This is a genomic window from Nocardia bhagyanarayanae, assembly GCF_006716565.1.
GTDB lineage: Bacteria > Actinomycetota > Actinomycetes > Mycobacteriales > Mycobacteriaceae > Nocardia > Nocardia bhagyanarayanae.
In genome coordinates, this window is the sequence record NZ_VFPG01000001.1 from 4,135,014 (window position 1) to 4,161,676 (window position 26,663).

26 protein-coding genes are annotated in these 26,663 nt (G+C 68.8%); 20 read left to right on the forward strand and 6 right to left on the reverse strand.

Features of this window, described 5'->3' with window-relative positions; all coding sequences use genetic code 11:
- The first annotated feature begins 118 nt into the window (after positions 1-118).
- The 3 genes from FB390_RS17675 to FB390_RS17685 all read left to right on the forward strand — a co-directional run bounded on the left by FB390_RS17675 (position 119) and on the right by FB390_RS17685 (position 1,829).
- Positions 119-475 carry an STAS domain-containing protein gene (locus FB390_RS17675; protein ID WP_221639289.1) on the forward strand — a complete coding sequence of 119 codons (357 nt, stop codon included), beginning with the start codon at positions 119-121 and terminating at the stop codon, positions 473-475.
- The gene (locus FB390_RS17680; protein ID WP_141809918.1) at positions 472-1,401 is read left to right on the forward strand and encodes an anti-sigma factor RsbA family regulatory protein; all 930 of its coding nucleotides are present in this window, start codon (positions 472-474) and stop codon (positions 1,399-1,401) included. Before FB390_RS17675 ends, FB390_RS17680 begins: the two co-directional genes overlap by 4 nt.
- A 203-nt stretch (positions 1,402-1,604) precedes the next feature.
- On the forward strand, positions 1,605-1,829 hold the full coding sequence (locus tag FB390_RS17685; RefSeq protein ID WP_141809919.1) for a hypothetical protein: 225 nt from the start codon (positions 1,605-1,607) through the stop codon (positions 1,827-1,829).
- Positions 1,830-1,990: 161 nt separating this feature from the next.
- Here the strand turns inward: FB390_RS17685 and FB390_RS17690 are convergent, their stop codons facing one another.
- Positions 1,991-2,863 (reverse strand): alpha/beta hydrolase, encoded by an 873-nt coding sequence (locus tag FB390_RS17690; RefSeq protein WP_141809920.1) that lies wholly within the window; start codon positions 2,861-2,863, stop codon positions 1,991-1,993.
- A 167-nt stretch (positions 2,864-3,030) separates the two neighbouring features.
- Positions 3,031-3,678, reverse strand: a complete 648-nt coding sequence (locus FB390_RS17695; protein WP_141809921.1) for a hypothetical protein — start codon at positions 3,676-3,678, stop codon at positions 3,031-3,033.
- An 18-nt stretch (positions 3,679-3,696) separates the two neighbouring features.
- Between FB390_RS17695 and FB390_RS17700 the strand changes: the two genes are divergently transcribed.
- The 6 genes from FB390_RS17700 (at position 3,697) to FB390_RS17725 (ending at position 11,406) form a co-directional block, all read left to right on the forward strand.
- Complete coding sequence (locus FB390_RS17700; protein WP_141809922.1) at positions 3,697-3,933, forward strand: hypothetical protein; 237 nt, start codon at positions 3,697-3,699, stop codon at positions 3,931-3,933.
- 640 nt (positions 3,934-4,573) lie between these two features.
- Positions 4,574-6,373 carry an NACHT domain-containing protein gene (locus FB390_RS17705; RefSeq protein ID WP_141809923.1) on the forward strand — a complete coding sequence of 600 codons (1,800 nt, stop codon included), beginning with the start codon at positions 4,574-4,576 and terminating at the stop codon, positions 6,371-6,373.
- A 578-nt stretch (positions 6,374-6,951) separates the two neighbouring features.
- The gene (gene def / locus FB390_RS17710; RefSeq protein WP_141809924.1) at positions 6,952-7,509 is read left to right on the forward strand and encodes a peptide deformylase; all 558 of its coding nucleotides are present in this window, start codon (positions 6,952-6,954) and stop codon (positions 7,507-7,509) included.
- The gene (gene fmt, locus FB390_RS17715) at positions 7,509-8,432 is read left to right on the forward strand and encodes a methionyl-tRNA formyltransferase (protein ID WP_141809925.1); all 924 of its coding nucleotides are present in this window, start codon (positions 7,509-7,511) and stop codon (positions 8,430-8,432) included. Before def ends, fmt begins: the two co-directional genes overlap by 1 nt.
- Before the next feature lie 725 nt (positions 8,433-9,157).
- On the forward strand, positions 9,158-10,453 hold the full coding sequence (locus tag FB390_RS33560) for an RsmB/NOP family class I SAM-dependent RNA methyltransferase (RefSeq protein ID WP_185757255.1): 1,296 nt from the start codon (positions 9,158-9,160) through the stop codon (positions 10,451-10,453).
- Between the two features lie 608 nt (positions 10,454-11,061).
- On the forward strand, positions 11,062-11,406 hold the full coding sequence (locus FB390_RS17725; RefSeq protein ID WP_141809927.1) for an MmcQ/YjbR family DNA-binding protein: 345 nt from the start codon (positions 11,062-11,064) through the stop codon (positions 11,404-11,406).
- Between the two features lie 3 nt (positions 11,407-11,409).
- On the opposite strand, the gene FB390_RS17730 is transcribed toward FB390_RS17725, so the two are convergent.
- Positions 11,410-12,270, reverse strand: a complete 861-nt coding sequence (locus tag FB390_RS17730) for an RNA polymerase sigma factor SigF (protein ID WP_141809928.1) — start codon at positions 12,268-12,270, stop codon at positions 11,410-11,412.
- The gene (locus FB390_RS17735) at positions 12,270-12,692 is read right to left on the reverse strand and encodes an ATP-binding protein (RefSeq protein WP_141809929.1); all 423 of its coding nucleotides are present in this window, start codon (positions 12,690-12,692) and stop codon (positions 12,270-12,272) included. The genes FB390_RS17730 and FB390_RS17735 overlap by 1 nt, the downstream gene beginning before the upstream one ends.
- A 124-nt stretch (positions 12,693-12,816) precedes the next feature.
- Between FB390_RS17735 and rpe the strand changes: the two genes are divergently transcribed.
- Complete coding sequence (rpe, locus tag FB390_RS17740) at positions 12,817-13,470, forward strand: ribulose-phosphate 3-epimerase (protein WP_141809930.1); 654 nt, start codon at positions 12,817-12,819, stop codon at positions 13,468-13,470.
- Positions 13,471-13,528: 58 nt separating this feature from the next.
- Here the strand turns inward: rpe and FB390_RS17745 are convergent, their stop codons facing one another.
- Positions 13,529-13,999 carry a hypothetical protein gene (locus tag FB390_RS17745; RefSeq protein WP_141809931.1) on the reverse strand — a complete coding sequence of 157 codons (471 nt, stop codon included), beginning with the start codon at positions 13,997-13,999 and terminating at the stop codon, positions 13,529-13,531.
- 692 nt (positions 14,000-14,691) lie between these two features.
- Here FB390_RS17745 and FB390_RS17750 point away from each other — a divergent pair.
- The 5 genes from FB390_RS17750 to FB390_RS17770 all read left to right on the forward strand — a co-directional run bounded on the left by FB390_RS17750 (position 14,692) and on the right by FB390_RS17770 (position 18,262).
- Positions 14,692-15,315, forward strand: coding sequence for a riboflavin synthase (locus FB390_RS17750; RefSeq protein WP_141809932.1), 624 nt, complete (start codon positions 14,692-14,694; stop codon positions 15,313-15,315).
- Positions 15,316-15,402: 87 nt separating this feature from the next.
- Positions 15,403-16,647: a bifunctional 3,4-dihydroxy-2-butanone-4-phosphate synthase/GTP cyclohydrolase II gene (locus FB390_RS17755; protein WP_141809933.1), complete on the forward strand. Its 1,245-nt coding sequence runs from the start codon at positions 15,403-15,405 to the stop codon at positions 16,645-16,647.
- Between the two features lie 28 nt (positions 16,648-16,675).
- Positions 16,676-17,155, forward strand: coding sequence for a 6,7-dimethyl-8-ribityllumazine synthase (gene ribH, locus FB390_RS17760; protein WP_141809934.1), 480 nt, complete (start codon positions 16,676-16,678; stop codon positions 17,153-17,155).
- 2 nt (positions 17,156-17,157) lie between these two features.
- Positions 17,158-17,676 (forward strand): PH domain-containing protein, encoded by a 519-nt coding sequence (locus FB390_RS17765; protein ID WP_141809935.1) that lies wholly within the window; start codon positions 17,158-17,160, stop codon positions 17,674-17,676.
- Positions 17,677-17,722: 46 nt separating this feature from the next.
- Positions 17,723-18,262, forward strand: coding sequence for a GNAT family N-acetyltransferase (locus FB390_RS17770; RefSeq protein ID WP_141809936.1), 540 nt, complete (start codon positions 17,723-17,725; stop codon positions 18,260-18,262).
- A gap of 26 nt (positions 18,263-18,288) precedes the next feature.
- On the opposite strand, the gene ggt is transcribed toward FB390_RS17770, so the two are convergent.
- The gene (gene ggt, locus FB390_RS17775) at positions 18,289-20,241 is read right to left on the reverse strand and encodes a gamma-glutamyltransferase (protein ID WP_141809937.1); all 1,953 of its coding nucleotides are present in this window, start codon (positions 20,239-20,241) and stop codon (positions 18,289-18,291) included.
- A gap of 271 nt (positions 20,242-20,512) precedes the next feature.
- On the opposite strand from ggt, the gene FB390_RS17780 reads away from it, so the two are divergent.
- The 5 genes from FB390_RS17780 to whiA all read left to right on the forward strand — a co-directional run bounded on the left by FB390_RS17780 (position 20,513) and on the right by whiA (position 26,657).
- Entirely contained in the window at positions 20,513-21,208 is a 696-nt protein-coding gene (locus tag FB390_RS17780) for an HAD family hydrolase (protein ID WP_141809938.1), read from the forward strand.
- Positions 21,209-21,393: 185 nt separating this feature from the next.
- Positions 21,394-23,532: an excinuclease ABC subunit UvrC gene (uvrC, locus tag FB390_RS17785; RefSeq protein ID WP_141809939.1), complete on the forward strand. Its 2,139-nt coding sequence runs from the start codon at positions 21,394-21,396 to the stop codon at positions 23,530-23,532.
- A 166-nt stretch (positions 23,533-23,698) separates the two neighbouring features.
- On the forward strand, positions 23,699-24,640 hold the full coding sequence (rapZ, locus tag FB390_RS17790; RefSeq protein ID WP_246124077.1) for an RNase adapter RapZ: 942 nt from the start codon (positions 23,699-23,701) through the stop codon (positions 24,638-24,640).
- On the forward strand, positions 24,637-25,683 hold the full coding sequence (locus FB390_RS17795) for a gluconeogenesis factor YvcK family protein (protein WP_141809940.1): 1,047 nt from the start codon (positions 24,637-24,639) through the stop codon (positions 25,681-25,683). The genes rapZ and FB390_RS17795 overlap by 4 nt, the downstream gene beginning before the upstream one ends.
- Complete coding sequence (gene whiA / locus FB390_RS17800; protein WP_174555562.1) at positions 25,680-26,657, forward strand: DNA-binding protein WhiA; 978 nt, start codon at positions 25,680-25,682, stop codon at positions 26,655-26,657. The genes FB390_RS17795 and whiA overlap by 4 nt, the downstream gene beginning before the upstream one ends.
- The last annotated feature ends 6 nt before the right edge of the window (positions 26,658-26,663 follow it).

The window sequence follows — 26,663 nt, forward strand, 5'->3', positions numbered from 1 at the left end:
AGGGGAATGCCCGCCGCCTGTCCCAACCGGATACACTGTGCCGCTGGAAGGATCGTCCTTCCGCTGGTCCTGGCTGTGACGGTCAGCAGGCGGCCGACGGTGACGAAGGAGTCCGCACGTGGATGCCCCACTCGCGGTGGGTGAGTCCAATGGAGCGCCGGCCGGAACGACCGAGCTGGACGTGAGCCCGCTACCAGATCGGCCCGGGGTACGCGCTTCCGGCGAGATCACCGCGGTCACGCTCTCGTCCTGGGAAGATGCCCTGGCCGAGCTGGCGCGGCGCCACACGGATGTCTCCTACGTCGAGCTGTCGGATGTGGCCTACATCGATGTGTCCGGAGCGACGGCGCTCGCGGTGACCGCGATGCGCTTGCCCGCCGGGCGGGTGGTGGTGGAATCCCCACCGCCGTCGCTGCCGCGGGTACTGGAGATGTTCTGGCCCAACCTGAACCGAATCGAGGTGACGCCGCGATGAGCGCAGTGGCCGCAACCGAGGCGTTCGAACATCCCGCCCTGTTCTATCGCACGGCACATGAGTACACCCAGCAGACGGTGTCGTTCCTGCGGGCGGGCATCGCGGCGGGCGAGCCGATGGCAGTCGCGGTACCCGGCCCCAACCTGGAACTGATCAGGAACGGCTTGGGCGCGGACGCCGAGGGCATCTTGTTCCTGGACATGACCGAGGCCGGTCGCAATCCGGGACGGATCATTCCCAAGGTGCTCAGGGGCTTCGCCGACGCGCACCCCGAGGGACGGGTGCGCATCATCGGCGAGCCGATCTGGGCTGGGCGGAGCGCGGTCGAGTACCCCGCGTGCGCGCAGCACGAAGCGTTGATCAACGCGGCCTTCGAGGGCCGGGCGGTGACGATCCTGTGCCCTTACGACGAGGTCCGGCTGGACGCGGGTGTGCTGGCCGACGCCCGGATCACGCACCCCACCCTCATCAGCGACGGGCGGGAGGCGGCCAGCGACGTCTACGACTGGCAGGCGATCGTCGCCCGCTACAACGAGTCACTGCCGGTGGCGCCGGATGCCGCCGTCTTTCCCTTCGGCGTGGACGAGCTTCGGGCGGTCCGGCACTTCGCCGTCGAGCAGGCCGGGAGGCTGGGCTTGCGGGGAGAACGGTTGCAAGATGCCGAGCTCGCGGTCGGAGAGCTGACGACCAACAGCGTGGTGCACGGCGGCGGCAGCGGGACCTGCGCGATCTGGGCCGAGCATGGACAGCTGGTGTGCGAGGTTCGCGATGGCGGGCGGCTGACCGATCCGCTGGCCGGTCGCAGGCCACCGCGGCCCGGACAGGTCGGCGGCCGTGGTTTGATTCTGGTCCACTACATGGCGGATCTGGTGCGCGTGCACACCGGTGGCGGCGGCACGGCGATTCGGTTCTATCTCGGTCTTTGACATCGGTCGCTTCGATGGCCGAGGGCCGCGACGACGCCTGGGAAGCCGACCGCTGGGAAAGTGGTCGAGTCGGCGAGACGTGTTCGATCGAACCGCGTTACAACGCCGCGGTTCTGGGTAATGCCGCATCCGGCCGGGGGCTGCGGTGCACAGCGACGTGAACGAGCTCGGGACGGCTTGTCGATCGACGAAGGGGAACGCTGATGTCGCTGCTGCCGCTGTTGATGATCGTGGTCGGGCTACCGTTCGCGGCGGCCACCGCCGCGTACTCCGCCATCTTGCTCGCCTGCTGGTGGGAGCTGCGCAATGCGCCGCGACCGGCCGTGACGGTTCAGCCGAGTCGCTCGGGCAAGGTCTCGAGCGCCTCTGCCACGGTCGACCGCAGTGCGATCTGCTTGTCCAGGCCGATGACTTCGATCGCGCGCTGAACCGGAGGCGGTTCTGTGGCGTTTCACGGGTCGCGCACCAATTCCCCGCACGGGTTCTCCGGTCGCGGCCAAGGCCGGGACGACTTCGGCGCCGACCTTTGCCGGTCGATCCGGTCACGAGAAACGTCGCGTCGATTCCTCTCGCTGTCGTCGCGCGGGTTTCACAGGGTCCTGGCGAAGTGCGCGGCGACGGTGTCGAGGGCGACGGTGACTTGCGGTTCTCGGTCGTAGAAGTCGAACTGAGTGCCCTCCGTCCACACGATGTCCTTGGGCCCGGCCAGTCCCGCGTGGAAACGACGCGCACCGTCGGGAATCGCCGCCTCCTCGCTGTGCACGAGGACGGTGGGCTGGGTGATGCTCGGGGCCAGGGCGATGGAGTCGTAGGTCAACCAGTCGACCCAGGACATCAGCGCGAAACGATTGGGCCAGGCGGGAATTCCGCCGCGCGCGGGATTGAGATAGAAGTCGATGTCGTAGGGCATGGCCGCGCGCTCGTCGGTGGCGCTGACCACCGGCACATAGTCGACCTCGCCGGTCTCGTCGAACCGTGAGCGCGCCTCGCGTCCGATCTTCATCTTGTCGGCGACCGCGTCGGCGCTACCGTACGCCTGCTCGCAGATGGCGGCGTCGTGCAGCCACGGTGCCACCAGCGCAAGGGATTTCACCCGTCCGTCGGTCGCGGCGTTGCCGGACATGTACATCGCCGCCGCGCAGATACCGAGCGCGCCGAGCCGATTTCCGTCGACTGCGGAATGTCCGGCCAGAAAACTCACCGCGTGGTGGATGTCGCGGACCTTGCGGGCCGGGTTCTCGACATCTCTCGGCTCGCCCTGTGATTCACCGAAGCCGGTGAAATCGAACGACAATGCCGCGTACCCGCGCTCGGCAAGCCGCTGCGCGTAGCGGTCGGCCATCAACTCCTTGACACTGGTCCACGTCCCGGCCACGACCACACCCGGCGCCCGGTCGCGATCGGCGGGCAGGAACAGATTGCCGGTGAGTTCCACACCGTCGCTGTCGAATCGAACCTTCATGAACGTGGCTCCTCCTCAGGGGCGCTGCCGACCGGCCCGCGTGATCGGGCCGTCGGTGATGTCGAAGCTGTCCGTGGCGCTGAATCCATCACTGTCACAGGGATGGAAGCGCTCGACCACAAGACACCGGGGAACCGAGAAACATGACAACATATGACGCGAATCACTCATCCCGCAGGAGTCTGCACGGCTATTTCGCCGCCGAGTTCGTAGCCGCCGCTCAGCTGCAGTCCGTCACCACTCCAAAACCGACCCGGGTCATACCAATTGGGGCTTCGGTATGGTGGCAGCAGTCCCATCGACTGGTAGGTCGCGGCCACGATCTCCGCGCAGTACGCGCTTTCCAGATTCGGGGCGGCCGCTCGGCTCGATCGGCGTCGCGGGAGCCGTACTCGGCCGCGTAGCCAGCGACCGGCGAGACCCGCGGTGGAAGGGAACGGCGTTCCGTCGAGCCGGGCGATGGTACGCAGCAAGCTGTCTTCCATCTCTCTGGTTGCCGGACGGTTCAATTGGCGCAACCAGGCCTGCTGACCGTAGCGGTGTGCCCACACCAGTACCGCGTCGCGCAGGTTGTGCAACTGGACGCCGCGGTGCGCGGCCCCCGTCCACATGTCGGGCAGCGATCGGCCGAGTTCCGCGTGCCAGATCAGCGCGGGCAGATCGTCGAGCACGACCGACATGCCGACATGGTTCACCGGACTGTTCGTCGTCATGCGAATCGCACGGTCGGCTGCCGAATGGCCGCGGAACAGCCAGATGTCGCCGGTTCTGGTGATCTCGAGCGCTCGATCGAGACTGATGCTCGTACCCGTCATGGACGTAGCCTATTCGGCATGAGGTGGTGGAAGGCAGTGGGATTGGCGGGTGCGGCCGGTGTGGTCGCGACCGGTGTGGTGATCGTGCGCGCCGAGCGCCGTCGCCGTGCCTACACTCCGGACCAGGTCCGCGAACAACTACACAGGCGACTCGCGGAGGCGACCTCGTCCGAAGCGGCCGCCGAAACCGCCGCGCCAGAATCTCGGGACGCCCTCGGCATCCGCGGGCGCATCCGCCGTTTGTTTCGACGCTGATCACAGCGGGGGAGAACGGCCAGCGATCGCGTCGATGTTGCCTCTCCACCACGATGGAGTAGGCCGCCAGTTCCATAGCGGGGCCCAGGATTCCGACCTGCGCGCAGGCGCCCTCCACCACAGACTCGGGATAGGAATGTCTGTGACAAAGCGCCATACCTTTCACCGATAGGCGGCGCCGAACTGGCATTTTCTGGTAGCGCGGCAGCGCTACTGTCACCAATTCGGCGACCTCGTTGTCACTGGATGCGGCCGTTCGGTCATCGGAGTGGGCGTGGATGCGGTTTGGCGCGGACCTATCTGGACCGTTGGTCGACTTCTGTCAGAGATCTGCCGAGTTGGCCACACGACCGGTGGCTGGTTCTTCTGCGGTCGTTCTGTCGACAACCGCATGTCGAGATGTACGGGCTGGCAGTCTATTCATGTGTCAGGTTTCGAAGCTGCTGGAGCAGTGCGTGCGGGTGCAGCGGTGGTTACCCCGTTGACGGCGTTGTGGCGGTGGTGGAGGCCTAGTACCGACAAGGCGGCACTCGCGGTCGCGGCAGATCAACTAGCCGAACAGGTCAGAGTTGGTGAGCAGCGTCTCCTCGAAGGGTTAGGAGCCGGTCGATCCTCGTTGATGAACGTGGAATGTCGCACAATGGATCGAGGCGAGCCTCGCCTCATCCCGATCGCGGATATTCCCGATTACTACGGTCAGCTCGCGCAATTGCCGCAGAGGATGGTGATGATCGGTGGGGCGGGCAGCGGCAAGACCGTGGCCGCCGCGACTTTGGTTCTGGGGAGATTGCGGGCGCGTCGCGATTTGGCTCGCGGACGTCGGTCCGAGGAGCCAGTGCCCGTGCGGGTCAACGCGGCAGGGTGGGACGGCAGGCGAGATTTCCGCCAGTGGCTGACGAACCGTCTGGGCTACGACTACGGCGTGAACACTCGGCTGGCGCAAGCATTGGTCGACGCCAGACTCATCCTGCCGGTGATCGATGGACTCGATGAAATGGACACTGTCGAGACCGGGGTATCGAGGGCTCGTGCGATGTTGGATCGTCTCAACGAAGGCCCTTGGCGTGATCGACCGGTAGTCGTTGTATCTCGCAGCGAAGTATTCGATCAACTGGTGCGCCTTACCGGCGATAGAGGGCTGCATGGATCAGCAGCGATCGCATTGCACGCATTCGATCCTGCGCAGATCTTGGATCACCTCACCGAGCGCAGGGATCGCCTCGGCGATCCCGGACCCGCCTGGTCTGTGGTCCTCGATCGGATCGCCGACCAACCCGATGGCCCTCTCGCCAAGGCTCTCGCCACTCCGTGGCTGTTGGGACTGGCAATGACGACGCTGCAACATGACCCTCGTACCGCACGACGACTTGCCGATTGCACCGACGAGGGCTCTGTCACCGAGTTGTTGTTCGACGCTCAAATACGAACAGCGGTGGAGAGTAGCAAAGGAATCGACCGATACGAAGACTACACTGTCGAGAACGTAGAGAAATGGATGAAATCGCTTGCCGTCGGCATCGAACGGCGACATGGGAACCCAGACGGGGAAACTGCGGTTCGTCTCGATGAAGTCTGGGAGATCGCGGGCTCACGGTTGTGTCGGATGCTGCACACCGTCGCAGTTACCTTCCTACTGACAATCGGGTTGGCGGTGGTAGTGGACTCCGCAACAACCGGTCCGGATCGCGGGATCGGCAGCTCGATAGGGGGACTGGCCTGTGCAGCGGTAGTGATCGGCTTCGTCGTCCAATCCTCTGATATCTCGAGTCGCGTGTTGACCGCGAAGCGGATGGCGTGGATTGTCCCCGAGCTTTCCGCGTTCAAGAGGTTGAAGCTGGTAGTAGGCGACGACAGAGCCGGCGCTGCTGTCGGTGTCGGCGCGCTGATCGGCGGTCTTTCCGGGTGGACGCTCGGCGGATTGCTTGGCGTTGTTCCCGGTGCGCTGTTGGGCGCAGTGGTGGTCGGTCTATGGATCGGGCTACCCGCATGGCTCAACGTCAGCACTCGCACCCAGCTCGGTCTCGTCACCAACGAGACCAGATTGATTCGCCACGATCTCGAGTCCACTGTCGTGAACAGCCTCATCACCGGATTCGGGGCCTGCCTGGTGCTACCGATGGTCGTATGGGTATCGATCGACGGAGCACCAGCACGACCAGAGCTTTTCAGCGGAGAGTTGGCTGTGATGCTCCCGACCATGTCTATAGGACTCATCGGCGGATTGATCTACGGAATCATCCGCGGCGTGGTGTGGCAGCGACATTTCGTTGCCACGCTGGTTTTTCGTGTGACGAAAGCGTTTCCTGGTCGCCCCGCGCTGTTCCTGGACTGGGCCCGCCGCAGCGGTTTGCTACGCGTGACCGGTGCCGCCTACCAGTTCCGGCACGAAACCTACCACCGTTGGCTTCTCCAGAAGGCGGCTGGCGACACCAAACGATAAGCAGTCCAGCCGTAACCGAGGTAGGCCGCCACGCCCCGACCAAAGCGCGGCGAGTGAAGGCGCAAACGCTGCCCGCGGGTTGGCGCGGGTTTCGCTGTGCCATTTCCTCATGGTGTGTGCCGCCCCACGGCGCGCCTCACCCGGCCAAGACCGATTGACTTCCTTGGCAACCAGGCTGCTGACCACCGCGACGGACGAAGTAGTACGGCGACTTCAAGACCTCGCAGGGGCGGCAGGGCGCCACCCATTCCTGACGACCTGCAGTTTTGGTGGTGACGCCGTCACTAATCCGTCGGTGTGCCCTCCAGTGACCTGCGTGTCGAGACGGGGTCGCAGAGAACGGCTGCATTCGGCCGTGAATGCAACGATGTGTCCTGAATCGGCGGCTGAGCAGCGGGTCAGGGTAGTCGTCGAGTGCTGACCAGACCTTTCCGGGCGGCCGGGCGGGGGGACTGAACACCCCGCCCGGTCCGCATGTGAGTTGTACCAGGTCGGGCGGGTTGGGTCGGGGAGATCGGGGTGATCGGCGCCGCTCTCTAGAATGAATCGACCGTATTCATCCGCTTCGGGGAGCCGCCGTGACCATTCAGCCCGTTCGCCTGTTCGGCGATCCGATTCTGCGCGCCCGTGCGGCGGAGGTCACCGAATTCGATCGTGAGCTGCGCCAGCTGGTCGCCGACCTGACCGACACCATGCACGACGACGGCGGTGTCGGCATGGCCGCGCCGCAGATCGGCGTCGGGCTGCGGGTGTTCGTCTACGACACCGGCGACGCCGCGGGGCACCTGGTGAACCCGACCTACACCGTGGTGGGTGACGAGGAGCAGGTCGGTCCGGAGGGCTGCCTGTCCATTCCCGGGCTGCGCTACGACACCCGCCGCGCGCTGCGGGTGCGAGCGTCCGGTGTGGACATGCACGGCGAACCCGTCGAGTTCGTCGCGGAGCAGCTGCTGGCGCGCTGCGTGCAGCACGAGACCGATCACCTCGACGGTGTGCTCTTCATCGACCGGCTCGACCCGGCGTCCCGCAAGGAGGCGATGCGCACCATTCGGGAATCCGACTGGTTCAACGCGGGTGTCACCGTGCGCGAGTCGCGCGGTGCGGGTCAGGCCGGACCGTTCGGACGGGGTCGCTGATGCGCGTCGTCTTCGCAGGCACCCCCGAACCCGCCGTGCCCTCGCTGCGCAAGCTGATCGAGTCGGAACGCCACGAGGTGGTCGCGGTGGTGACCCGGCCCGACGCGGTCGCCGGCCGCGGCCGCAAGGTGACGCGGTCGCCGATCGCCATGCTCGCCGACGAGCACGGCATCCCCGTGCTCACCCCGCGCCGCCCCAGCGAACCCGAATTCATCGAGCAGCTCACCGAATTGGCGCCCGACTGCTGTCCGGTGGTGGCCTACGGCGCGCTGTTGCCGCAACAAGTGCTCGACATCCCGCGCTTCGGCTGGATCAATCTGCACTTCTCGCTGCTGCCCGCTTGGCGCGGCGCGGCGCCGGTGCAGGCCGCCATCGACGCGGGTGACGAGATCACGGGCGCATCCACCTTCCAGATCGAGGCGGGTTTGGACACCGGGCCCGTGTTCGGAGTGGTCACCGAGAAGATCGCGCTGACCGACACCGCGGGCTCGCTGCTCGCCAAGCTCGCCGAGACCGGCGCCCACCTGCTCGCCACCACCTTGGACGGCGTGGAGGACGGCACCCTGCACGCCGTGCCACAGCCCACCGATGGCGTCTCGTACGCGCCGAAGGTGGCCGCGGAGGACGGTCACATCCGCTGGGATCTGCCCGCGCTGGCCATCAGCAGGCGCATCCGCGCCGTCACCCCCGCGCCCGGCGCCTGGACGGAGGTGAACGGCACCCGCCTCAAGCTCGGCCCCGTCGAGATGGTGGAGGAGGTGCTGCCCGAACGCGTGATCGAGGTGCGAAAGACCGGCGTCTTCGTCGGCACCGCGACCACCGCCGTGCGCCTGAATCAGGTGCAGCCGCAAGGCAAGCGGATGATGGCGGCTCTCGACTGGGCGCGCGGCGCCCGTCTGCAGCCCGGCGCGGTGGTCGAATGAGCCCCGCGGATCGCCCGCGTAAATCCGACGACATCGACGGCGGGTGGGCCAAACGCGCCGCCCGCAAGCAGGAGACCCGGCGCGACGCCGCGTCGGGGAAGTCGGCCGACCGAGACTCGGCGTCGGCCGGAAACCGTGGCGGACAAGGGAATTCGGAGTCACGCCAGCCGTACCGTTCCGATCGGGATACGACTGGCTACCGGGGACGAGCCGACCGCCGCTTCGAGGGCAAACCGCGGCGGACGGAGAAGCCGGTCGATCGCACGTCACGCGAATCCGGCTATGGCGCAGGGCGTTCCGAGTCGGGTCGGACCGGCTACGGTCGCGCCGACCGGTCGGCGCAGGCGCCCGGCGGTAAGGGCGCCCGGGCTTGGGACGACAAGCGGACAGGACGGCCGGAAGGGCGCGGGTACAAGTCCGACGCGGAGGACTTCGGCCGTCGCCGGTCGTCGGAGGGGGACTCGTTCGGCGGCCGCCGGTCGAGCGACGCGGGGCGTTCCAGCGGCGGATACCGGTCCGACGCCTCCGGCCGTGGCGCGGACCCGGGTTCGGGATCGCACCGCAGGCGGGGAGCGGACGACGTCGGCGGGCGCCCCGAGCGGCCGTCGAGCGCACAGCGGTCCGCCCGGAGTGCGGCGAAACCCGTTGGGGCGGAAAAGACCTCCGGCAAGCGGGCCCGCCGCACCGGCTCGGTCGACCCCGCACGCGAGGTCGCGCTCGAGGTCCTGCGCGCGGTGCGAGAACGCGACGCATACGCGAATCTCGTTCTGCCCGGCCTGCTTCGCGACCGGCGCGTCTCCGGACGGGACGCCGCGCTGGCGACCGAGCTGGCCTACGGCGCCTGCCGGACCCAGGGTCTGCTCGACGCGGTGATCGCGCACGGTGCGGGCCGGTCGGTCGAGGAGATCGACGGACCGCTGCTCGACGTGCTGCGCCTCGGCGTCTACCAGCTGCTGCGCACCCGCATCGGCGCGCATGCCGCGGTCGATACCTCCGTGGCGCTGGCCAGAGCCGAATTCGGCGCGGGCAAGTCCGGTTTCGTGAACGCCGTGCTGCGGCGCGCGGGGGAGAAGACCGCCGAGGAATGGGTCGAGGAGCTGGCGCCGGAGGATCCGGTGGGACGGCTGGCCTTCGAGTACGCGCACCCGACGTGGATCGCCCAGGCGTTCGCCGACGCGCTCGGCGCCCGCGCGGGTGAACTGCGCGACTTGCTGGCCGCCGACGACGACCGGCCGGTCGTGCACCTGGTCGCCAGGCCGGGCGAGATCACCGCCGAGGAGCTGGCACTGGTCACGGGCGGCGAGGAGGGGCGCTGGTCGCCCTACGCGGTGTACCTCGAGGGCGGTGATCCGGGCAAGCTGGAGCCGGTCCGCGAGGGCATGGCCGCGGTGCAGGACGAAGGCAGTCAGCTGGTCGCGCTGAGTCTGACGCGGGCACCGCTGGAGGGGCCCGACGGTGGCCGCTGGCTCGACCTGTGCGCGGGTCCGGGCGGTAAGGCCGCGCTGCTCGGCGCGCTCGCGGCGATCGACCGCTTCCAGGTGGACGCCGTCGAACCCGCGGAACACCGCGCCGAACTGGTGCGCAAAGCCACCCACGACCTGCCGGTGCGGGTGCACGTCGTCGACGGCCGCGACAGCGGACTCGAGCCCGGCTACGACCGCATCCTGGTCGACGCACCGTGCACCGGCCTCGGCGCACTGCGGCGCAGGCCGGAGGCCCGCTGGCGGCGCAGCCCCGCCGACGTGCGCGACTTGGTCGTGCTGCAACGCGAACTGCTCACCGCCGCATGGGATCTGCTCCGCCCCGGCGGCGTGGTGGTGTACTCGACGTGCTCGCCGCACTTGGCCGAGACCGTGTCGATCGTGGCCGACCACGTCCGTCGCACGGGCGCGGTCGAACTCGACACCCGCGACCTGCTCCCCGGCGTCACCGACGTCGGCGACGGCCCCGCCGCCCAGCTGTGGCCGCACCGCCACGGCACCGACGCCATGTTCATGGCGGCGCTGCGCAAACCGAGCTGAACGTCCGCCGAGCCGGTTGCGTCGACTGCGGCCAACGCGTCAGCGCGACCGGCTCGGCGACGCTCGCGAGCGGCCGCCGGGCAACCGAGGCGGCGCAGTCCCGGTCCGTGCCGTCCGGCACCGAGCTGCGTGGCGGCACAGTGCCCGAAGGCGGGCGGCCGCCACGGCCCCGAACCACGTTTATGGCGGCGCTGGGTAAGCCGAGCTGAACGTCCGCCGAGCCGGTTGCGTAGGCCGTGTCCAGCCCGCCCGTCCAACCGGCTCGGGACGGTCCGCGCCTAGCGCTTCGCAATCCGGGATGGGTGCCCCCGACCGCCTCGCGATCGGGATGGCCCGCGTCCGGCGGGGACGGGATCAGGGTGGCCCGCGCCCGGCTACCTCGTAATCGCGATCGCTATGTGCCCGGCCAAGTAATCGCGATGGTCCGCGACGGCCGCCGATGCAGCTGCGGTGGCTACGTGAGCGCGGTGGCACGGTGGTCTCGGGTCGAGCGGAGCTGCCCGCACCGACCTGAGCACGGTTCCCGGCGGCGGCACCGTGGTCCTGGTGGAGCCGAGCGGTTCCATCCGTCCAATCCACGGCGCCACCCACCGGCGCACACTGTTCGCATGACCCTGACGTGGCAAGACGTGGTGACGATCGCGACCGAACTCCCGGCGGTCGAGGAGTCGACCTGGTGGCGCAGCCCGGCGCTGAAGGTCGGCGGCAAGGGGTTCGCGCGGCTGCGTTCGGAGGCCGAGGGCGGGCTCGTGCTGCTGTGCGAGATGGTGGAGAAGGAGGCGTTGCTCGCCTCGGGCGATCCCGCCTTCTACACCACGCCGCACTACGACGGCTATCCGTACATCCTCATAGATCTCGACCGGGTCGCGCCGGATCACCTGCGCGAACTGATCGATGCCGCCTGGTGGCTCTCGGCGCCCGCGAAGGTCCGCAAACAGCGCGCGGCGGGCTGACCGTCAGTCCCGGCTCGACAGCTCCCGCAGGCGGGCAAGGGTTTTCGCCAGAATCCGGGAGACGTGCATCTGGGAGATGCCCATCTGCTTGGCGATCTGGGTCTGGGTCATGGATTCGAAGAACCGCATGGTGAGGATCCGGCGTTCGCGTTCCGGCAGCCCGGCGAGCAGCGGCCGGATGGCGACGTACTCCTCGACCCGGTCGAACTGTGATTCCTCTTCGCCGAGCGTGTCCAAAAGCGAGGCCTCGGTGTCGCGGCCGAGCGCCGCCGCGTCGATGGAGCTGGGCTGATAGGCGTTGCCGGCGATGACCGCCTGGGTCACCTCGTCGGGATCCACGTCCAGCTCGGCCGCGATCTCCTTGGCGGTGGGGGAGCGGCCGAGGGTCTGCGAAAGGGTGTCGATGGCCGCGCCGATGCGCAGGTGGGTTTCCTTCACCCGGCGCGGCACTCGCATGGCCCAGGTGTTGTCGCGGAAATAGCGGCGGACCTCGCCCATGATGGTCGGCACCGCGAACGACAGGAAGTTCGATCCGCGTGAGATGTCGAAACGGTCCACCGCGTGCACCAGCCCGACTCGCGCCACCTGGGTGAGGTCGTCGAACGGTTCGCCGCGGCCGCTGAACTTGCGCGCGATGTGGTCGGCGAGCGGGATGCAGCGGCTGATCAGCTCGGCGCGCGTCGCGGCGTGCTCGGCCGTGCCGGGCTCACACCCGGCCAGCCGCTCGAACAGCGCGTTCAGATCGTCGTATCCGGTGACCGATCCCGCCTCGGCGACCGCCTCCGCGTCCTCGGCGGCGTCGGTGGGCTCGGATTCGGCGTCCTCATCACGTTCCTGGTCGAACACGGTGTCCTCGTCCGCCACTACGCCTTCCCCCGGACCCGACGGAACTCCACCGTCGTCGGATATCCGGAGACCGCCGAATCGTACGAACTTTGTGTCGCCTCCACCGCGTCGGTGAGCGTCCGCAGCACATGCCAGCCGAAGCTGCGCTGGTCCGGCATCCCTTCGGACCCGGCGACGCCGGTGACCTCCACCCGCAGTTCGGTCTCCCCGATGGTGAATCGGCAGTCCAGGCTGGTGCCGGGCGCGGCGAGCGCGATGAGGGTCGAGCACACCTCGTCAACGGCCAACCGGATGTCGGCCACTTCGTCCAGGGTGAAATCGCTGAGCAGCACTAGAGTTTCGGCGAGCCCGCGAACGATGGGCAGCTGTGTGACCGATGCGGCCACCCGAATCTCCACCGGGGTGCTGTAGAGCCCCTGTTCCGCCGAAATGTTGATCACTCTGCCCAGGCTACCCACTGGAGGCCGCCGACAATCAACGATTCCCTGCGGTACGGCATGTGATCCGGGCTCGGTACACTCCCGGGCTGTGTCCTCTCCGACGTTTTCCCGCCCTGTCCAGCCGATGATCGCACCGTCGATCCTGTCCGCCGACTTCGCTCATCTCGCGGACGAGGCCCGCCGGGTGGAAGGCTCGGACTGGCTGCACGTCGACGTGATGGACGCCCATTTCGTGCCGAATCTCACGCTGGGCCTTCCGGTGGTGGAGAGCCTGCTGAAGGCGACCGACATCCCGCTGGACTGCCACCTGATGATCGAGGATCCGGGCCGCTGGGCTCCGCCGTACGCGGAGGCGGGCGCGCACAACGTCACCTTCCACGCCGAGGCGACCGACGACCCGATCGCCGTGGCTCGTGACATCCGCGCGGCGGGCGCGAAGGCCGGCCTCTCGGTGAAGCCGAACACGCCGATCGAGCCGTACCTGGAGATTCTGCGCGAGTTCGACACCCTGCTGGTGATGAGCGTGGAGCCGGGCTTCGGCGGCCAGTCGTTCATCGCGCACGTGCTGGACAAGGCGCGCACGGTGCGCAGACTGGTCGATGCCGGTGAGCTGCGGCTGATCGTCGAGATCGACGGCGGCATCAACGCCGACACCATCGAGCAGGCGGCCGAGGCGGGCATCGACTGCTTCGTCGCGGGCTCCGCGGTCTACAACACCGCCGATCCCGGCGCCACGGTGCAGAAGTTGCGGCGGCAGGCGGCCGCTGTCTGGCACTGAGAGCGGACGCCGCGGCACTCGCGTCACCTGTGGGCAAGTGCCGCTTGGTCGAATTCGCTTATGACATTCGGGTTTTCGGGGCTCCGAGGGCCCGCGTCGACTCGATGACGACGTTCAGCGGCGGCAGCGTCGTCGCGCTCTCCGGCGGCCGTACCCAGACGCGGTAGCCGGTGCGCTCGTCGTCGGGCGAAGGCAGCACGACCTGGCTTCCGGTGCAGGCGACCGTCGCGTAGAGCCGGAAGAGTTCGGCTGAGACGGCGACGGTGAGCGAATCGGGCCGGGCGGGGCCGGTGATGAACGTCCAGCGTCGGGCGCGCGGATGGTGGACGACCGGCGCGGCGATCTGCGCACGGCTGAGCTCGAGTTGCACCTGTTCGCCGAGATCGGCGGGCATCGTGATGGCGCCGAAATGGGTGCCGATGTGCAGCAGGATGCGGCGTGACGTGGGATCGATCGATGCGGGCATGTGGAACTCGCGCCGGTACTGCACGCAGCGGACTTCCAGTGTCGAATCGAGAAGCGTGGTCACGCGGTACCCCCATCTGTGTCGAACTCGTGTTGACCCACTGTGTTGTTCCGACTTCCTCGAGTGGTGGATTTCCCGGTGTCGAACTCCTCGAGCGCTACCAGGCGACGCGGGCGTCGGCCTGATCGAGGCTTTCGACGGCGAACTGCTCGGAACAGAAGTTGAACGGTAGGAATCAGCTACATAACAATATTGGTTCCATCTTCGGCCGCGCGCAAGAGTTGGTGTATCTGTGTTGCGAGCTGGGTATCAGGCCGAGTTCGAGGTTACGCGGACGGGCCTGAAAGGACCGGGGGATACCCGGAAAATCCGACTGAACAATTGTCGTCTACGGGGAAACCGGGAAATTCCGGTATGACCGTACAGAATTGTTTGCGAATAATGTCGTCATACGGTCCGGAGGTCGACCGGAAAAGTCCGCCGGGATGTTTTCCCGGTGTGTCGCAGAATTGCGGTTTCCGATGCCGGGAGCAGGTGTGCCTGCTCATGGTGTGGTTCTCGGCGTGAGTACCTGCCAACGGATAAGACCGGGTTCTCCGTGCGCCTGCTACGCACATGAGCACCTGCCGGGAGACCAGCCGCGCCGGGTTCGCTACGACCTGCGTCGTTACCCTGGGGGGCGCCGGACGCGGGAATAGCGGCCGGGGTCACGGCTGTTCCGCAACCGTACGTACACACGCGACAGGGAGTCACGCATGTTCACAGGCATCGTCGAGGAGCTGGGCGAGATCGTCGCCACCGAGCAGCTGGCCGACGCCGCGCGACTGACCATCAGGGGCAAGCTCGTCACCTCCGATGCCGGACACGGCGATTCGATCGCGGTCAACGGCGTGTGCCTCACCGTTGTCGAGGTCGTCGACGGCGACTCCTTCACCGTCGACGTCATGCAGGAGACGCTGAACCGGTCCTCGATCGGCGGGCTCGGCGCGGGCTCGCGCGTCAATCTCGAACGGGCCGCCGCGCTGAACAGCCGCCTCGGCGGACACCTGGTACAGGGCCACGTCGACGGCACCGGCACCGTGCTCTCGCGCACGCCCTCGGAGAACTGGGAGGTCGTGCGCATCTCGCTGCCCGACTCGATCGCCCGCTACGTCGTGCAGAAGGGCTCGATCACCGTCGACGGCATCTCGCTGACCGTCTCGGGCCTCGGCATCGCCGACGAGCCCGCCGCCGACGGCAACCGCGACTGGTTCGAGGTGTCGCTGATCCCGACCACGCTCTCACTGACGAATCTGGGCTTCGCGGCCGCCGGGACCACCGTGAACCTCGAGGTCGACGTCATCGCCAAGTACGTCGAACGCCTCCAGCAGCGCGGCTGAGCCCACGCGTGCGGGTGCGCCGCCGGGGGCGCACGGGACAGGCCTTACTGTAGTGAGGCACCTAATTCGAGATGGAGCACAGCAGACGTGACCAGGTTCGACACCATCGAGCGCGCAGTCGCCGACATCGCGGCCGGAAAGGCCGTAGTCGTCGTCGACGACGAGGACCGCGAGAACGAGGGCGACCTCATCTTCGCCGCGGAAAAGGCCACCCCCGAGTTGGTCGCCTTCATGATCCGCTACACCTCCGGTTACATCTGTGTGCCGCTGACCGGCGACGACTGCGACCGTCTCGGCCTGCCGCCGATGTACGCGACGAACCAGGACAAGCACGGCACCGCCTACACCGTGTCCGTCGACGCCCGCGAGGGCATCACCACCGGCATCTCGGCCGCCGACCGCGCCACCACGATGCGCCTGCTCGCCGACGCCGACGCCAAGGCCGACGACCTGACCCGCCCCGGCCACGTGGTGCCGTTGCGCGCCAAGGAAGGCGGCGTGCTGCGCCGCCCCGGTCACACCGAGGCGGCCGTCGACCTGGCCCGGATGGCCGGTCTGCGTCCGGCGGGCGTCATCTGCGAGATCGTCAGCCAGAAGGACGAGGGCCACATGGCCCGCACCGAGGAGCTGCGCGTCTTCGCCGACGAGCACGAGCTGGCGCTGATCTCCATCGCGGACATGATCGCCTGGCGGCGCAAGCACGAGAAGCAGGTCGTGCGGGTCGCCGAGGCGCGCATCCCCACCGCGCACGGCAATTTCACGGCTGTCGGCTATCAGAGCATCTACGACGAGGTCGAGCACGTCGCGCTGGTGCGCGGCGACATCAGCGACGGCGAGGACGTGCTGGTGCGGGTGCACTCGGAATGCCTGACCGGCGACGTGTTCGGTTCGCTGCGCTGCGACTGCGGCCCGCAGCTGGACGCCGCGCTGGAGATGGTGGACCAGGAGGGCCGCGGCGTGGTGCTGTACATGCGCGGTCACGAGGGCCGCGGCATCGGCCTGATGCACAAGTTGCAGGCCTACCAGCTGCAGGACTCCGGGCACGACACCGTCGACGCCAACCTGGAACTCGGCCTGCCCGCCGACGCCCGCGACTACGGCACCGGCGCGCAGATCCTGGTCGACCTGGGCATCCGCTCCATGCGCCTGCTCACCAACAATCCGGCCAAGCGCGTCGGCCTCGACGGCTACGGCCTGCGCATCACCGAGCGCGTCCCGATGCCCTTGCGCGCCAACGCCGAGAACCTGCGCTACCTGCGCACCAAGCGCGACCGCATGGGCCACGACCTGATCGGTCTCGACGAACTCGATCTCGGCGAGACGGCGCAGTGAACCACCACCTTCGGAAAGGCGGAACACGATGAGCGGCACCGGCGTACCCAGCTTCGAACTGTCGGATGCCAAGGACCTGAAGCTCGGCATCGTCGCCTCGCGCTGGCACACCAAGATCTGCGACACGCTGGTGGCCAACGCGGAGCGCGTGGCCAAGCAGGCCGGTGTCCGTGAGGTGACGGTGGTGCGGTGCGCGGGCGCCATGGAGCTGCCGGTGGTCGCCCAGGAGCTGGCCCGCACCCATGACGCGGTGGTGGCGCTCGGGGTCGTGATCCGCGGCGGCACACCGCATTTCGAGTACGTCTGCGACGCGGTGACCGCGGGCCTGACCCGGGTCTCGCTCGATGCCGCGACCCCGGTCGCCAACGGCGTGCTGACCACCAACACCGAGGAACAGGCGCTGGATCGCGCCGGGCTGCCCGGTTCGGCCGAGGACAAGGGCGAGCAGGCCTGCGCGGCGGCGCTGGACGCCGCACTCACCCTGCGCGCGCTGCGGCAGTCCGTGTAGTCATGCCGGTCGTCCGCATCTGGAGGAGAAACGACGGCGCGCCGCCGGCCGGTGCCCCGGCCGAGGGCGACTGGGACTTCGAGGTGCGCCCGCGCCGGTCGGTGCTGACCGCGCGGATCGTCGCCGCCGTGATCGTGGTGATGTTCGCGGTGGGCGGCATCTGGTTGCGCACCGGCTCGACCGGCGTGAACTTCCGGCTCGCCGACCAGATCGCGATGGTCACCATCGGCGTGCTCATCGCGGGCGGAGTACTGATGCTGACCCGGCCGCGACTGCGGGTCGGGCACCGTGGAGTCTCGGTGCGCAACATTCTCGGCGACCATCTGTTCGCCTGGGAGCACATCCGTGGCGTGACCTTCCCGGACAAGAAGTCCTGGGCGCGACTGGAATTGGTCGACGACGACTACGTGCCGCTGCTCGCGATCCGTTCCAACGACAAGGCCCACGCCGGGCGCGCGATGGATCGGCTGCGCGAACTCGGCGCGAAGTACACGGGATCGGAAGAGCCCGAGCGAGACTGACTTTCGCCACCCGTCGCCCCCCGCGGCGGGCCGGTAGTCTCGCGGCATGACGCCGGGTTCGCACGTCCTCGCCGCCGCCTTCGCCGACGATCCCCTCATGAGCCTGTTCTGGCCGGATCCCGTGCGCCGCCGAGAAGCCTTGCCGCGCTTCTGGGATTCCCGCATCGCGTCCCGGCACCGGCGCGGTCTGGTCGATCTCGCGCACGACGAGGCCGGGGAGATCGCGGCTGTCGCGCTCTGGGAGCCCGCGGGTGTCGAGTCACCGATCGCGAAGCCGTTCACCCTGGTGCGCGCGCTCGGGCGTGGTCTGGTCAAGGCGCTGCCCGCGGTCCGCAGGATCGACGCGACCAGGCCCGCCGAACCGCACCTCTACCTCGCCGCCATCGGCACCCGGCCCGAGTCGCAGGGGAAGGGATACGCCACCGGCTTGCTCGAGCAGCGGCTTGGATCCGACGCTGAGCGCGTCTTCCTGGTCGCGACCCGATTCTCGAACGTGGCGTTCTACGAGCGTTTCGGTTTCGCGCGGGACGAAGACCTGCGCTTGCCGGGCGGTCCGGTGCTGTATCCGATGACGCTGTCGCGCTGACCGGACGGACGCACCTGCCGCCGCTATCAGCGGGTGTCGCCGAGGACCGCGCCCTCGCGCCTCGGGTCCGCACCGCCGATCAGACCGGTCCCGTCGCGGCGCAGCGCGCTCAACCCGCTGGATTGGGGCGCCACGGATACCTGATGGCCGAGTTCTCGCAGACGTAGCACGAGCGGGTCGTGGTCGCCGTTGTCCCTCGCGTCGATGGCCGGGTGTTCGCCGCCGACGCCGGTCGTGGGGGTGTTTCCCGCGCCGAACGAGACCGCCGAGACCGCCTGCTGCGGGTCGAGGCCCCAGTCCAGCATGCCGACCAGCGTTTTCACCACGAACTGGATGATGACCGAACCGCCCGGCGAGCCCGTGACGTGGGTGAGCTCGCCGCGTGCGCCGTCGGGCGCGCGATCGAACACCAGGGTGGGCGCCATCGAACTGCGCGGACGCTTGCCGGGCTGCACCCGATTCGCCACCGGCGTGCCGTCCGGGTCCATCGGGTCCGCGGCGAAGTCGGTGAGCTGGTTGTTCAGCACGAAGCCGTCGACGAGGTGGAAGGAACCGAACGCGGACTCGACCGTGGTGGTCATGGCCGCGGCGTTGCCGTACTCGTCCACCACCGAGATGTGGCTGGTGCCGTGCTCGGGCGGCTGCGGACCGACGCCCACCGGAACCGGGCCGAAGTCGCCCGGTTTCGCGGTGCCCATGCTGCGGCCGGGATCGATCAGGGACGCGCGCTGCTTCAGGTAGTTCTCGTCGATCAGGGTCTGCGCCGAATTGCCGGGCAGCGGAACGAAATCGGTGTCGGCCACGTACTTGTTGCGGTCGGCGTAGGCGAGCCGCTCGGCCTCCGAGATCAGGTGCACCGCCTCGGCTCGCGGCTTGCCGCCGTTGCGATCGACGGAGTCCGGCTTCAGTGCGGCCAGGTCGAAATTCTCCAGAATGCCCAGCGTTGCCGCGACGGTGCTGCCGCCCGAGGAGGGTGCGGGCATGCCGCAGATCTCGTGCCCGCGGTAGCCGCCGCACAGCGCGGCGCGCTTCTTGGGTTGGTAATTCGCCAGGTCCTGGGCCGTGAGCAGGCTCGGAGTGCGCCCGCCGGACCCCGCGGTGGCGGCCTCGACGATGTCCTCGGCGATGGCGCCGGTGTAGAAGGCGTCCGCGCCCTCGGAGGCGATGGCGCTCAACGTCTTCGACATCGCGGGGTTGGTCAGCTTGGTGCCTGCCGGTTTCGGGGAGCCGTCCGGATTCAGGAAGTACTGTTTCGCGGCCTCGTCCCTGGCCAGATCCCGCGCCGATTCCGCGATCTGTCCTGCGAGCCGGGGGCTGATCGTGAAACCTTCGTCGGCCATCGCGACGGCCGGATCGAACAATTCCCGCCAGCCGGTCTTACCGTGCTCGCGGTGCGCGAGCTCCAGCATCCGCAGCACGCCGGGCACGCCGATCGAGCGTCCGCTGGCGCGCGCGTTCGGCTGCGGCTCGGTGCGGTCGGTGTCGCTGATCCAGCGCAGATAGTTCTCGGTGGCCGCGGCCGGCGCGACCTCGCGGCCGTCGTAGGCCTCGACCGTCTTGGTGGCGCCGTCGTAGTACAGCAGGAACGCGCCACCGCCGATGCCGGACGCCTGCGGCTCCACCAGGCCGAGCACGAGCTGCGCGGTGACCAGCGCGTCGGCCGCGGTGCCGCCGTCGCGCAGCACCCGGCAGGCCGCCTCGGTGGCAAGGGGATTCGCGGTGGAGACGGCGTACGAGCCGGTGCGCACCGCGGTCATCCCACTGCGGTAGCCGGAGGCGATCTCGGGGTTGGTGCTGAGGTTCTGGGTGGTCGCCGTGCCCGCCGCGGTCGGCGGCGCCGCGACGACCGGCGTGCCGTTGGGGGCGCTGGTGCATTCGGCGGTGGTCGTCTCGTCGGTGGAGGTACATCCGGTGAGAAGTCCGACCGTGAGCATCGTGGCCGCGGCGGCTCCGCTCCAGATGTGTCGCGCGCGCGTCATGGCCTGGACTGTAGCCCTCGGGGCCGACAGCGGTGCGGCTTTCGGGCGAGGCCGTCGGTCGGCTCGGCGATCAGTCCACCCTGACCGGCTCCGACAGTCGGCCAGGTCGTAGCGGAAGCCGGCCCCGCAGTCGTAGGCGAAGCGGTAGTGGTAGATCACATTGCCTGCCAACGGATCCGGCGCCGCCGTGGCCGGCGCTCGGCAAATCTACGACGCGCGGCCCGCCCGCGCTCGACCGGACCGTTCGCCTCGGCGTCGGTACGCTGGTCGGGTGGATATCGAGGCCGTGCTGTTCGACTTCTCCGGGACGATCTTTCGATTGGAGGAAGACGAGTCGTGGGGCGATGAGCTGGTCGGCGCCGACGGCGCCGATTTCGACGTCGAGGCCAAGGCCGAGATCTTGCGGCGGATGACGGCGCCGGTCGAGCAGTTCATGACCTTCGACGCCGCGGGCCAGCACGCTTGGGACAACAGGGATTTGGACCCGGCGCTGCACCGGCACGCGTACCTGGAGGTGCTGCGTTCCTCCGGCGTGCCGACCGAGGAGCAGGCCGAACGGCTCTACGGCAGGCTGATCGATCCGCTCGCCTGGACGCCGTATCCCGATACCGGTCCTGTGCTGGAGTTCCTTGCGGCACAGGGCGTTCCGGTGGGCGTGGTGAGCAATATCGCGTTCGACGTGCGCCCGGCGTTCCGCACCAGGGGTTGGGACCGGCTCGTCGGCGCGGTGGCGCTCTCGTTCGAGGTGGGCGTGATCAAACCGGAGCCGGGGATCTTCCTCGCCGCGTTGAACGAACTCGGCGTCGACCCGGCGCGCGCCTTGATGGTCGGCGACAGCGCACAGGCCGACGGCGGCGCGACCGCGCTCGGCTCGCGTTTCGCTCTCGTCGATCCGCTGCCCACCGCGGAGCGGCCCGACGCACTCGTCGACGCGCTACGGGCGCACGGGTTGGCCGTTCCCAGGTGAGCGCCGGTCCTCACCGCAGGACCGACACGAACCCGGCTCCAGGTGGTTGCCGCGCCGCTGCCCGGCGCACGCCCAGGACGGACACCAACCTTGTCGCCCCGCCTCGATAGGCGGCTGCCTTGCCTGCGCTCGGCCAGGCGCGGCTGCGGACGGACTGTGTCCGACAGAGTCGATAGGCTGTTCGAGTGGCAGATCCAGCGAGGTACCGGCCCGCCCCCGGTACGATCCCCGTCGAACCCGGCGTCTACAAATTCCGGGACGCGCACAAGCGGGTCATCTACGTCGGCAAGGCCAAGAGCCTGCGCAGTCGGCTGAATTCCTACTTCGCCGACGTCGCCTCGCTGCACCCGCGCACCAAGCAGATGGTCACCACCGCAGCGAGCGTGGAGTGGACGGTCGTCTCCACCGAGGTGGAGGCGCTGCAGCTGGAATACAACTGGATCAAGGAATTCGATCCGCGGTTCAACGTGCGCTACCGGGACGACAAGTCCTACCCGGTGCTCGCGGTGACCTTGAACGAGGAATACCCGCGCCTGTTCGTCTACCGCGGCGCGCGCAAGAAGGGCGTGCGGTACTTCGGCCCGTACGCGCACGCCTGGGCGATCCGCGAGACGCTGGACCTGCTGCTGCGGGTGTTCCCAGCCCGTACCTGCTCGAACGGAGTCTTCAAGCGGCACAACCAGATCGGCCGTCCGTGCCTGCTCGGCTACATCGACAAGTGCTCCGCGCCGTGCGTCGGCAGGGTCACCGCCGACGAGCACCGCCGCATCGTGGAGGACTTCTGCGACTTCCTCGCCGGGCGCACCGACCGGATGGTGCGCGAGCTGGAGCGGCGCATGCACGAGGCCGCCGAGGACCTGGACTTCGAGACCGCGGCCCGGCTGCGCGACGACGTGCAGGCGCTGCGCCGGGCGCTGGAGAAGCAGGCCGTGGTGCTCGGCACCGGCACCGACGCCGACGTGATCGCCTTCGCCACCGACGAATTGGAGGTGGCGGTGCAGATCTTCCACGTCCGAGACGGCCGCGTGCGCGGTCAGCGCGGCTGGGTGGTGGACAAGTCCGGCGACGCCGTCGACACCGCGGACTCCGGCGGCGAAATGGCCGCGTTGGTCGAGCAGTTCCTCACCCAGTTCTACGGCGAACAGGTCGCCTACGCCGACCAGAGCCCCGACGAGCAGCCCGCCACCGTCGTCCCGCGCGAGGTGCTCGTCCCCGAGCTGCCCGCCGACCACGAGCAGATCCAGGAGTGGCTGAGCAAGCTGCGCGGTTCGGCCGTGCGATTGCGCGTCCCGCAGCGCGGCGACAAGAAGGCACTGGCCGAGACCGTGCAGCGCAACGCCATGGAGGCTCTCGCCCAGCACAAACTCAAACGCGCGGGCGACCTGACCTCGCGCTCGGCGGCCCTGCAGGACATCCAGGACGCGCTCGATCTGGACACCGCGCCGCTGCGCATCGAGTGCGTGGACATCAGCCACGTGCAGGGCACCGACGTGGTGGCCTCGCTGGTCGTCTTCGAGGACGGACTGCCGCGCAAGTCCGAATACCGGCACTACGCGATCAAGGAGGCCGCGGGCGGCGGACGTTCCGACGACGTCGGCAGCATCGCGGAGGTGACGAGGCGTCGGTTCTACCGGCTGCGCAAGGAGCGGGACGAGGCCGAGCGCGAAGAACTCGACGGTGCGAGCGTCGCCGTGCCGCTGGTCGGAACCGAAGGATCGGCACCGTCGGCCGGGACCGAAGCCGGGGCGTCGCCGGTAGGCGCGGGCGACTCGACGGTCGTCGTCGAAGCCTCCGCGGTGGCCACGATGCCGCTGGACGACGCCGACGAGATGGAACCGACCTCGCGGCCCGGCATCGACCCGCGCACCGGGCGCCCGCGCAAGTTCGCCTACCCGCCGAACCTGTACGTCGTCGACGGCGGCGCGCCGCAGGTCGCCGCCGCCGCCGAAGTGCTCGACGAGCTGGGCATCACCGATGTCGCGGTGATCGGCCTGGCCAAGCGCCTGGAGGAGGTGTGGGTGCCCGGCGAACCCGATCCGGTGATCATGCCGCGCAACAGCGAGGCGCTGTTCCTGCTGCAACGGGTCCGCGACGAGGCGCACCGCTTCGCCATCACCTTCCATCGCAGCAAACGCTCGCGGCGGATGACGGCTTCGGCGCTGGATTCGGTGCGCGGGCTCGGCGCGGCGCGCCGGACCGCGCTGGTCACTCATTTCGGTTCGGTGGCCAAGTTGAAGGAGGCGACGGTGGAGCAGATCACCGAGGTACCCGGCATCGGCGTGGCCACCGCGAAAGCCGTGCTCGCCGCGCTGCGGGACGAGTGAGTGATCTCGAAATCTCCGGCTCCGGTCCGACCTGCATATATCCTCGTTAGCGTTTCCACATGTTCGTGAACCGTCCTCGTGCACCACGGAGGGTGAGCGTGCGTGCCCGATACCGAATCCGGTGCGGGATGATCGAGAGGCACCTAGACACGGATTCCGGTAGGACATGACACGCGTCGAATCGAACAACAGTGCGGGCGGCCAGCGCGCGGGCAACCAGCTGCGTCAGCAGGTCGAGGTCGTCATCGTGACCGGCCTGTCCGGCGCGGGCCGCGGCACCGCCGCGCGGGTGCTGGAGGATCTCGGCTGGTACGTCGCCGACAACCTGCCGCCCGAGCTGATCGGCAGACTCGTCGAACTCGGCGCGTCCGCCGAGCCGCCGATCCGGCGCTTGGCGCTGGTCATGGACGTGCGCAGCAGGTTCTTCACCGGCGATCTCTCGGTCGTCACCGAACAGCTGCGCGCGCTCGGCGTGCGGACCAGGGTGCTCTTCCTCGAGGCCTCCGACGACGTGCTGATCCGCCGCTTCGGGTTCGCCCGCCGCCGCCACCCGCTGCAGAGCGAGAGCGCGGACGGCACGCTGTCCGCGGGCATCGCCGCTGAGCGGGTGCGCCTCTCGGCGGTGAAGACGGCCGCCGACCTGGTGATCGACACCACCGAGTTGTCCATCCACCAGCTGCACCGCAAGCTGGAGGAGGCGTACGGCGGCGGCGCGCCCGCCGCGTTGCAGCTGACCGTGCAGTCCTTCGGCTTCAAGTACGGGGTTCCGTTGGACGCCGACATGGTGTTGGATGTGCGTTTTCTACCCAATCCACATTGGATACCGGAACTGCGGGAACACACGGGACAGGAGACGGTGGTCAGCGAGTACGTGCTGTCGCGCCCCGGGGCGACCGACTACCTGCACACCTGCCGCCACCTCGTCGACCTGACGACGAATGGTTACCGCCAAGAGGGGAAGCGATACATGACGGTGGCAGTGGGCTGCACGGGGGGCAAGCACCGCAGCGTGGCGATCGCCGAGGCGCTGGGCGAACTCATCGGGCCGGAGTCCGACGGCTCCGCCGACGTCGTGCGGGTCGTGCACCGGGATCTGGGGCGCGAATGACCGGGTGGGAATCGAATCCCGCCATCGTCGCACTGGGTGGTGGGCACGGGTTGTACGCGACGCTGACGGCGGTGCGGCGGCTGACCAGGAAGATCTGCGCGGTGGTGACCGTCGCCGACGACGGCGGGTCCTCGGGCCGGCTGCGCGCCGAGCTGGGGGTGCTGCCGCCGGGGGATCTGCGCATGGCGCTGGCGGCCCTGGCCGCGGACCCCGAAGGCGTGTGGACGCAGACCGTTCAGCATCGTTTCGGCGGCACCGGCGCGCTCGCGGGCCATTCCGTGGGGAACCTCGTTCTCGCGGGGCTCACCGAGGTGCTCGGTGATCCCGTCGCGGCGCTGGACGAGGTGGCCAAGATGTTGCGCGCCAGCGGCCGGGTGCTCCCGATGTCGCCGATCGCGCTCGACATCGAGGCCGATGTCTCGGGTCTGGAAGCGGACCCGCGGGTCAGCCGCTGCATCCGCGGCCAGGTCGCGGTCGCCACGACGCCGGGCAAGGTGCGGCGGGTGCGGCTGATCCCGTCCGATCCGCCCGCCAGCCCGGAGGCGACCTCGGCCATCGAACACGCCGACGTGGTGGTGCTCGGGCCGGGCTCGTGGTTCACCAGCGTGATTCCGCACGTCCTCGTGCCGGAACTGCGCGACGCGCTGGTCTACACCAGGGCGCGGAAGGTGCTCGTGCTCAACCTGGCCGCCGAACCGGGGGAAACGGCCGGTTTCTCCGCCGAGCGTCATCTGCATGTATTGTCCCAGCACGCACCGGAATTCGTCGTCGACGAGGTGTTGGTCGATTCCGGCTCGGTGCCGGAGGGCCGGGAACGCGAACATGTGGCCAGGGCTGCCGAACAGTTGCGGGCGCGAGTAACCTTCTCCGATGTCGCCGAAGCGGGAACTGACCGGCATCACCCCGGAAAGCTTGCCGCCGCCCTGGATCAGATGATCCGGCAACCTCGGCCGCAAATGGCAGGGCTTCGAGTCGAGGGACGGCACATGGGCGCGGATGTGCGGTCCGGGTTGGGTGGAAAGGAGCGCGTCTCGTGGCGATGACAGCCGAAGTGAAAGACGAGCTGAGCAGGCTCACGGTGTCCCAGGTGAGTTCCCGCAAGGCGGAACTCTCCGCCCTGTTGCGTTTCGCGGGTGGCCTGCACATCGTCGGGGGCCGGGTGATCGTCGAGGCCGAGGTGGACATGGGATCCATCGCCCGACGGCTACGCCGGGAGATCTTCGAGCTGTACGGCTACGGCTCCGACGTGCACGTGCTCGGCGCGGGCGGTTTGCGCAAGACCTCCCGCTACGTCGTGCGGGTGTCCAAGGAAGGCGAGGCGCTGGCCAGGCAGACCGGCCTGCTCGACGTGCGCGGCCGTCCGGTGCGCGGACTGCCGGCCCAGGTGGTCGGCGGCAGCATCGCCGACGCCGAAGCCGCTTGGCGCGGAGCGTTTCTCGCGCACGGCTCGCTCACCGAGCCCGGTCGCTCGTCCGCGCTCGAGGTCAGCTGCCCCGGCCCGGAGGCGGCGCTGGCGCTGGTCGGCGCGGCCCGCAGGCTCGGCATCACGGCCAAGGCGCGCGAGGTGCGTGGCACCGATCGCGTCGTGGTGCGCGACGGCGAGGCCATCGGCGCGCTGCTGACCAGGATGGGCGCCCAGGACACCCGGCTGACCTGGGAGGAGCGCCGGATGCGCCGCGAAGTGCGCGCCACCGCCAACCGGCTGGCCAACTTCGACGACGCCAACCTGCGCCGCTCGGCGCGGGCCGCCGTCGCCGCGGCCGCCCGGGTGGAGCGCGCGCTGGAGATCCTCGGCGACGAAGTGCCCGATCACCTGGCCGCGGCGGGCAAGCTGCGCGTGCAGCACCGCCAGGCGTCGCTGGAGGAACTCGGCCAGCTCGCCGACCCGCCGATGACGAAAGACGCTGTGGCGGGCCGCATTCGGCGTCTGCTGTCGATGGCGGACCGGCGCGCCAAGGAACTCGGCGTGCCCGACACCGAATCCGCCGTGACCGCAGAGCTTCTCGACGAGGCCTGACGGCCT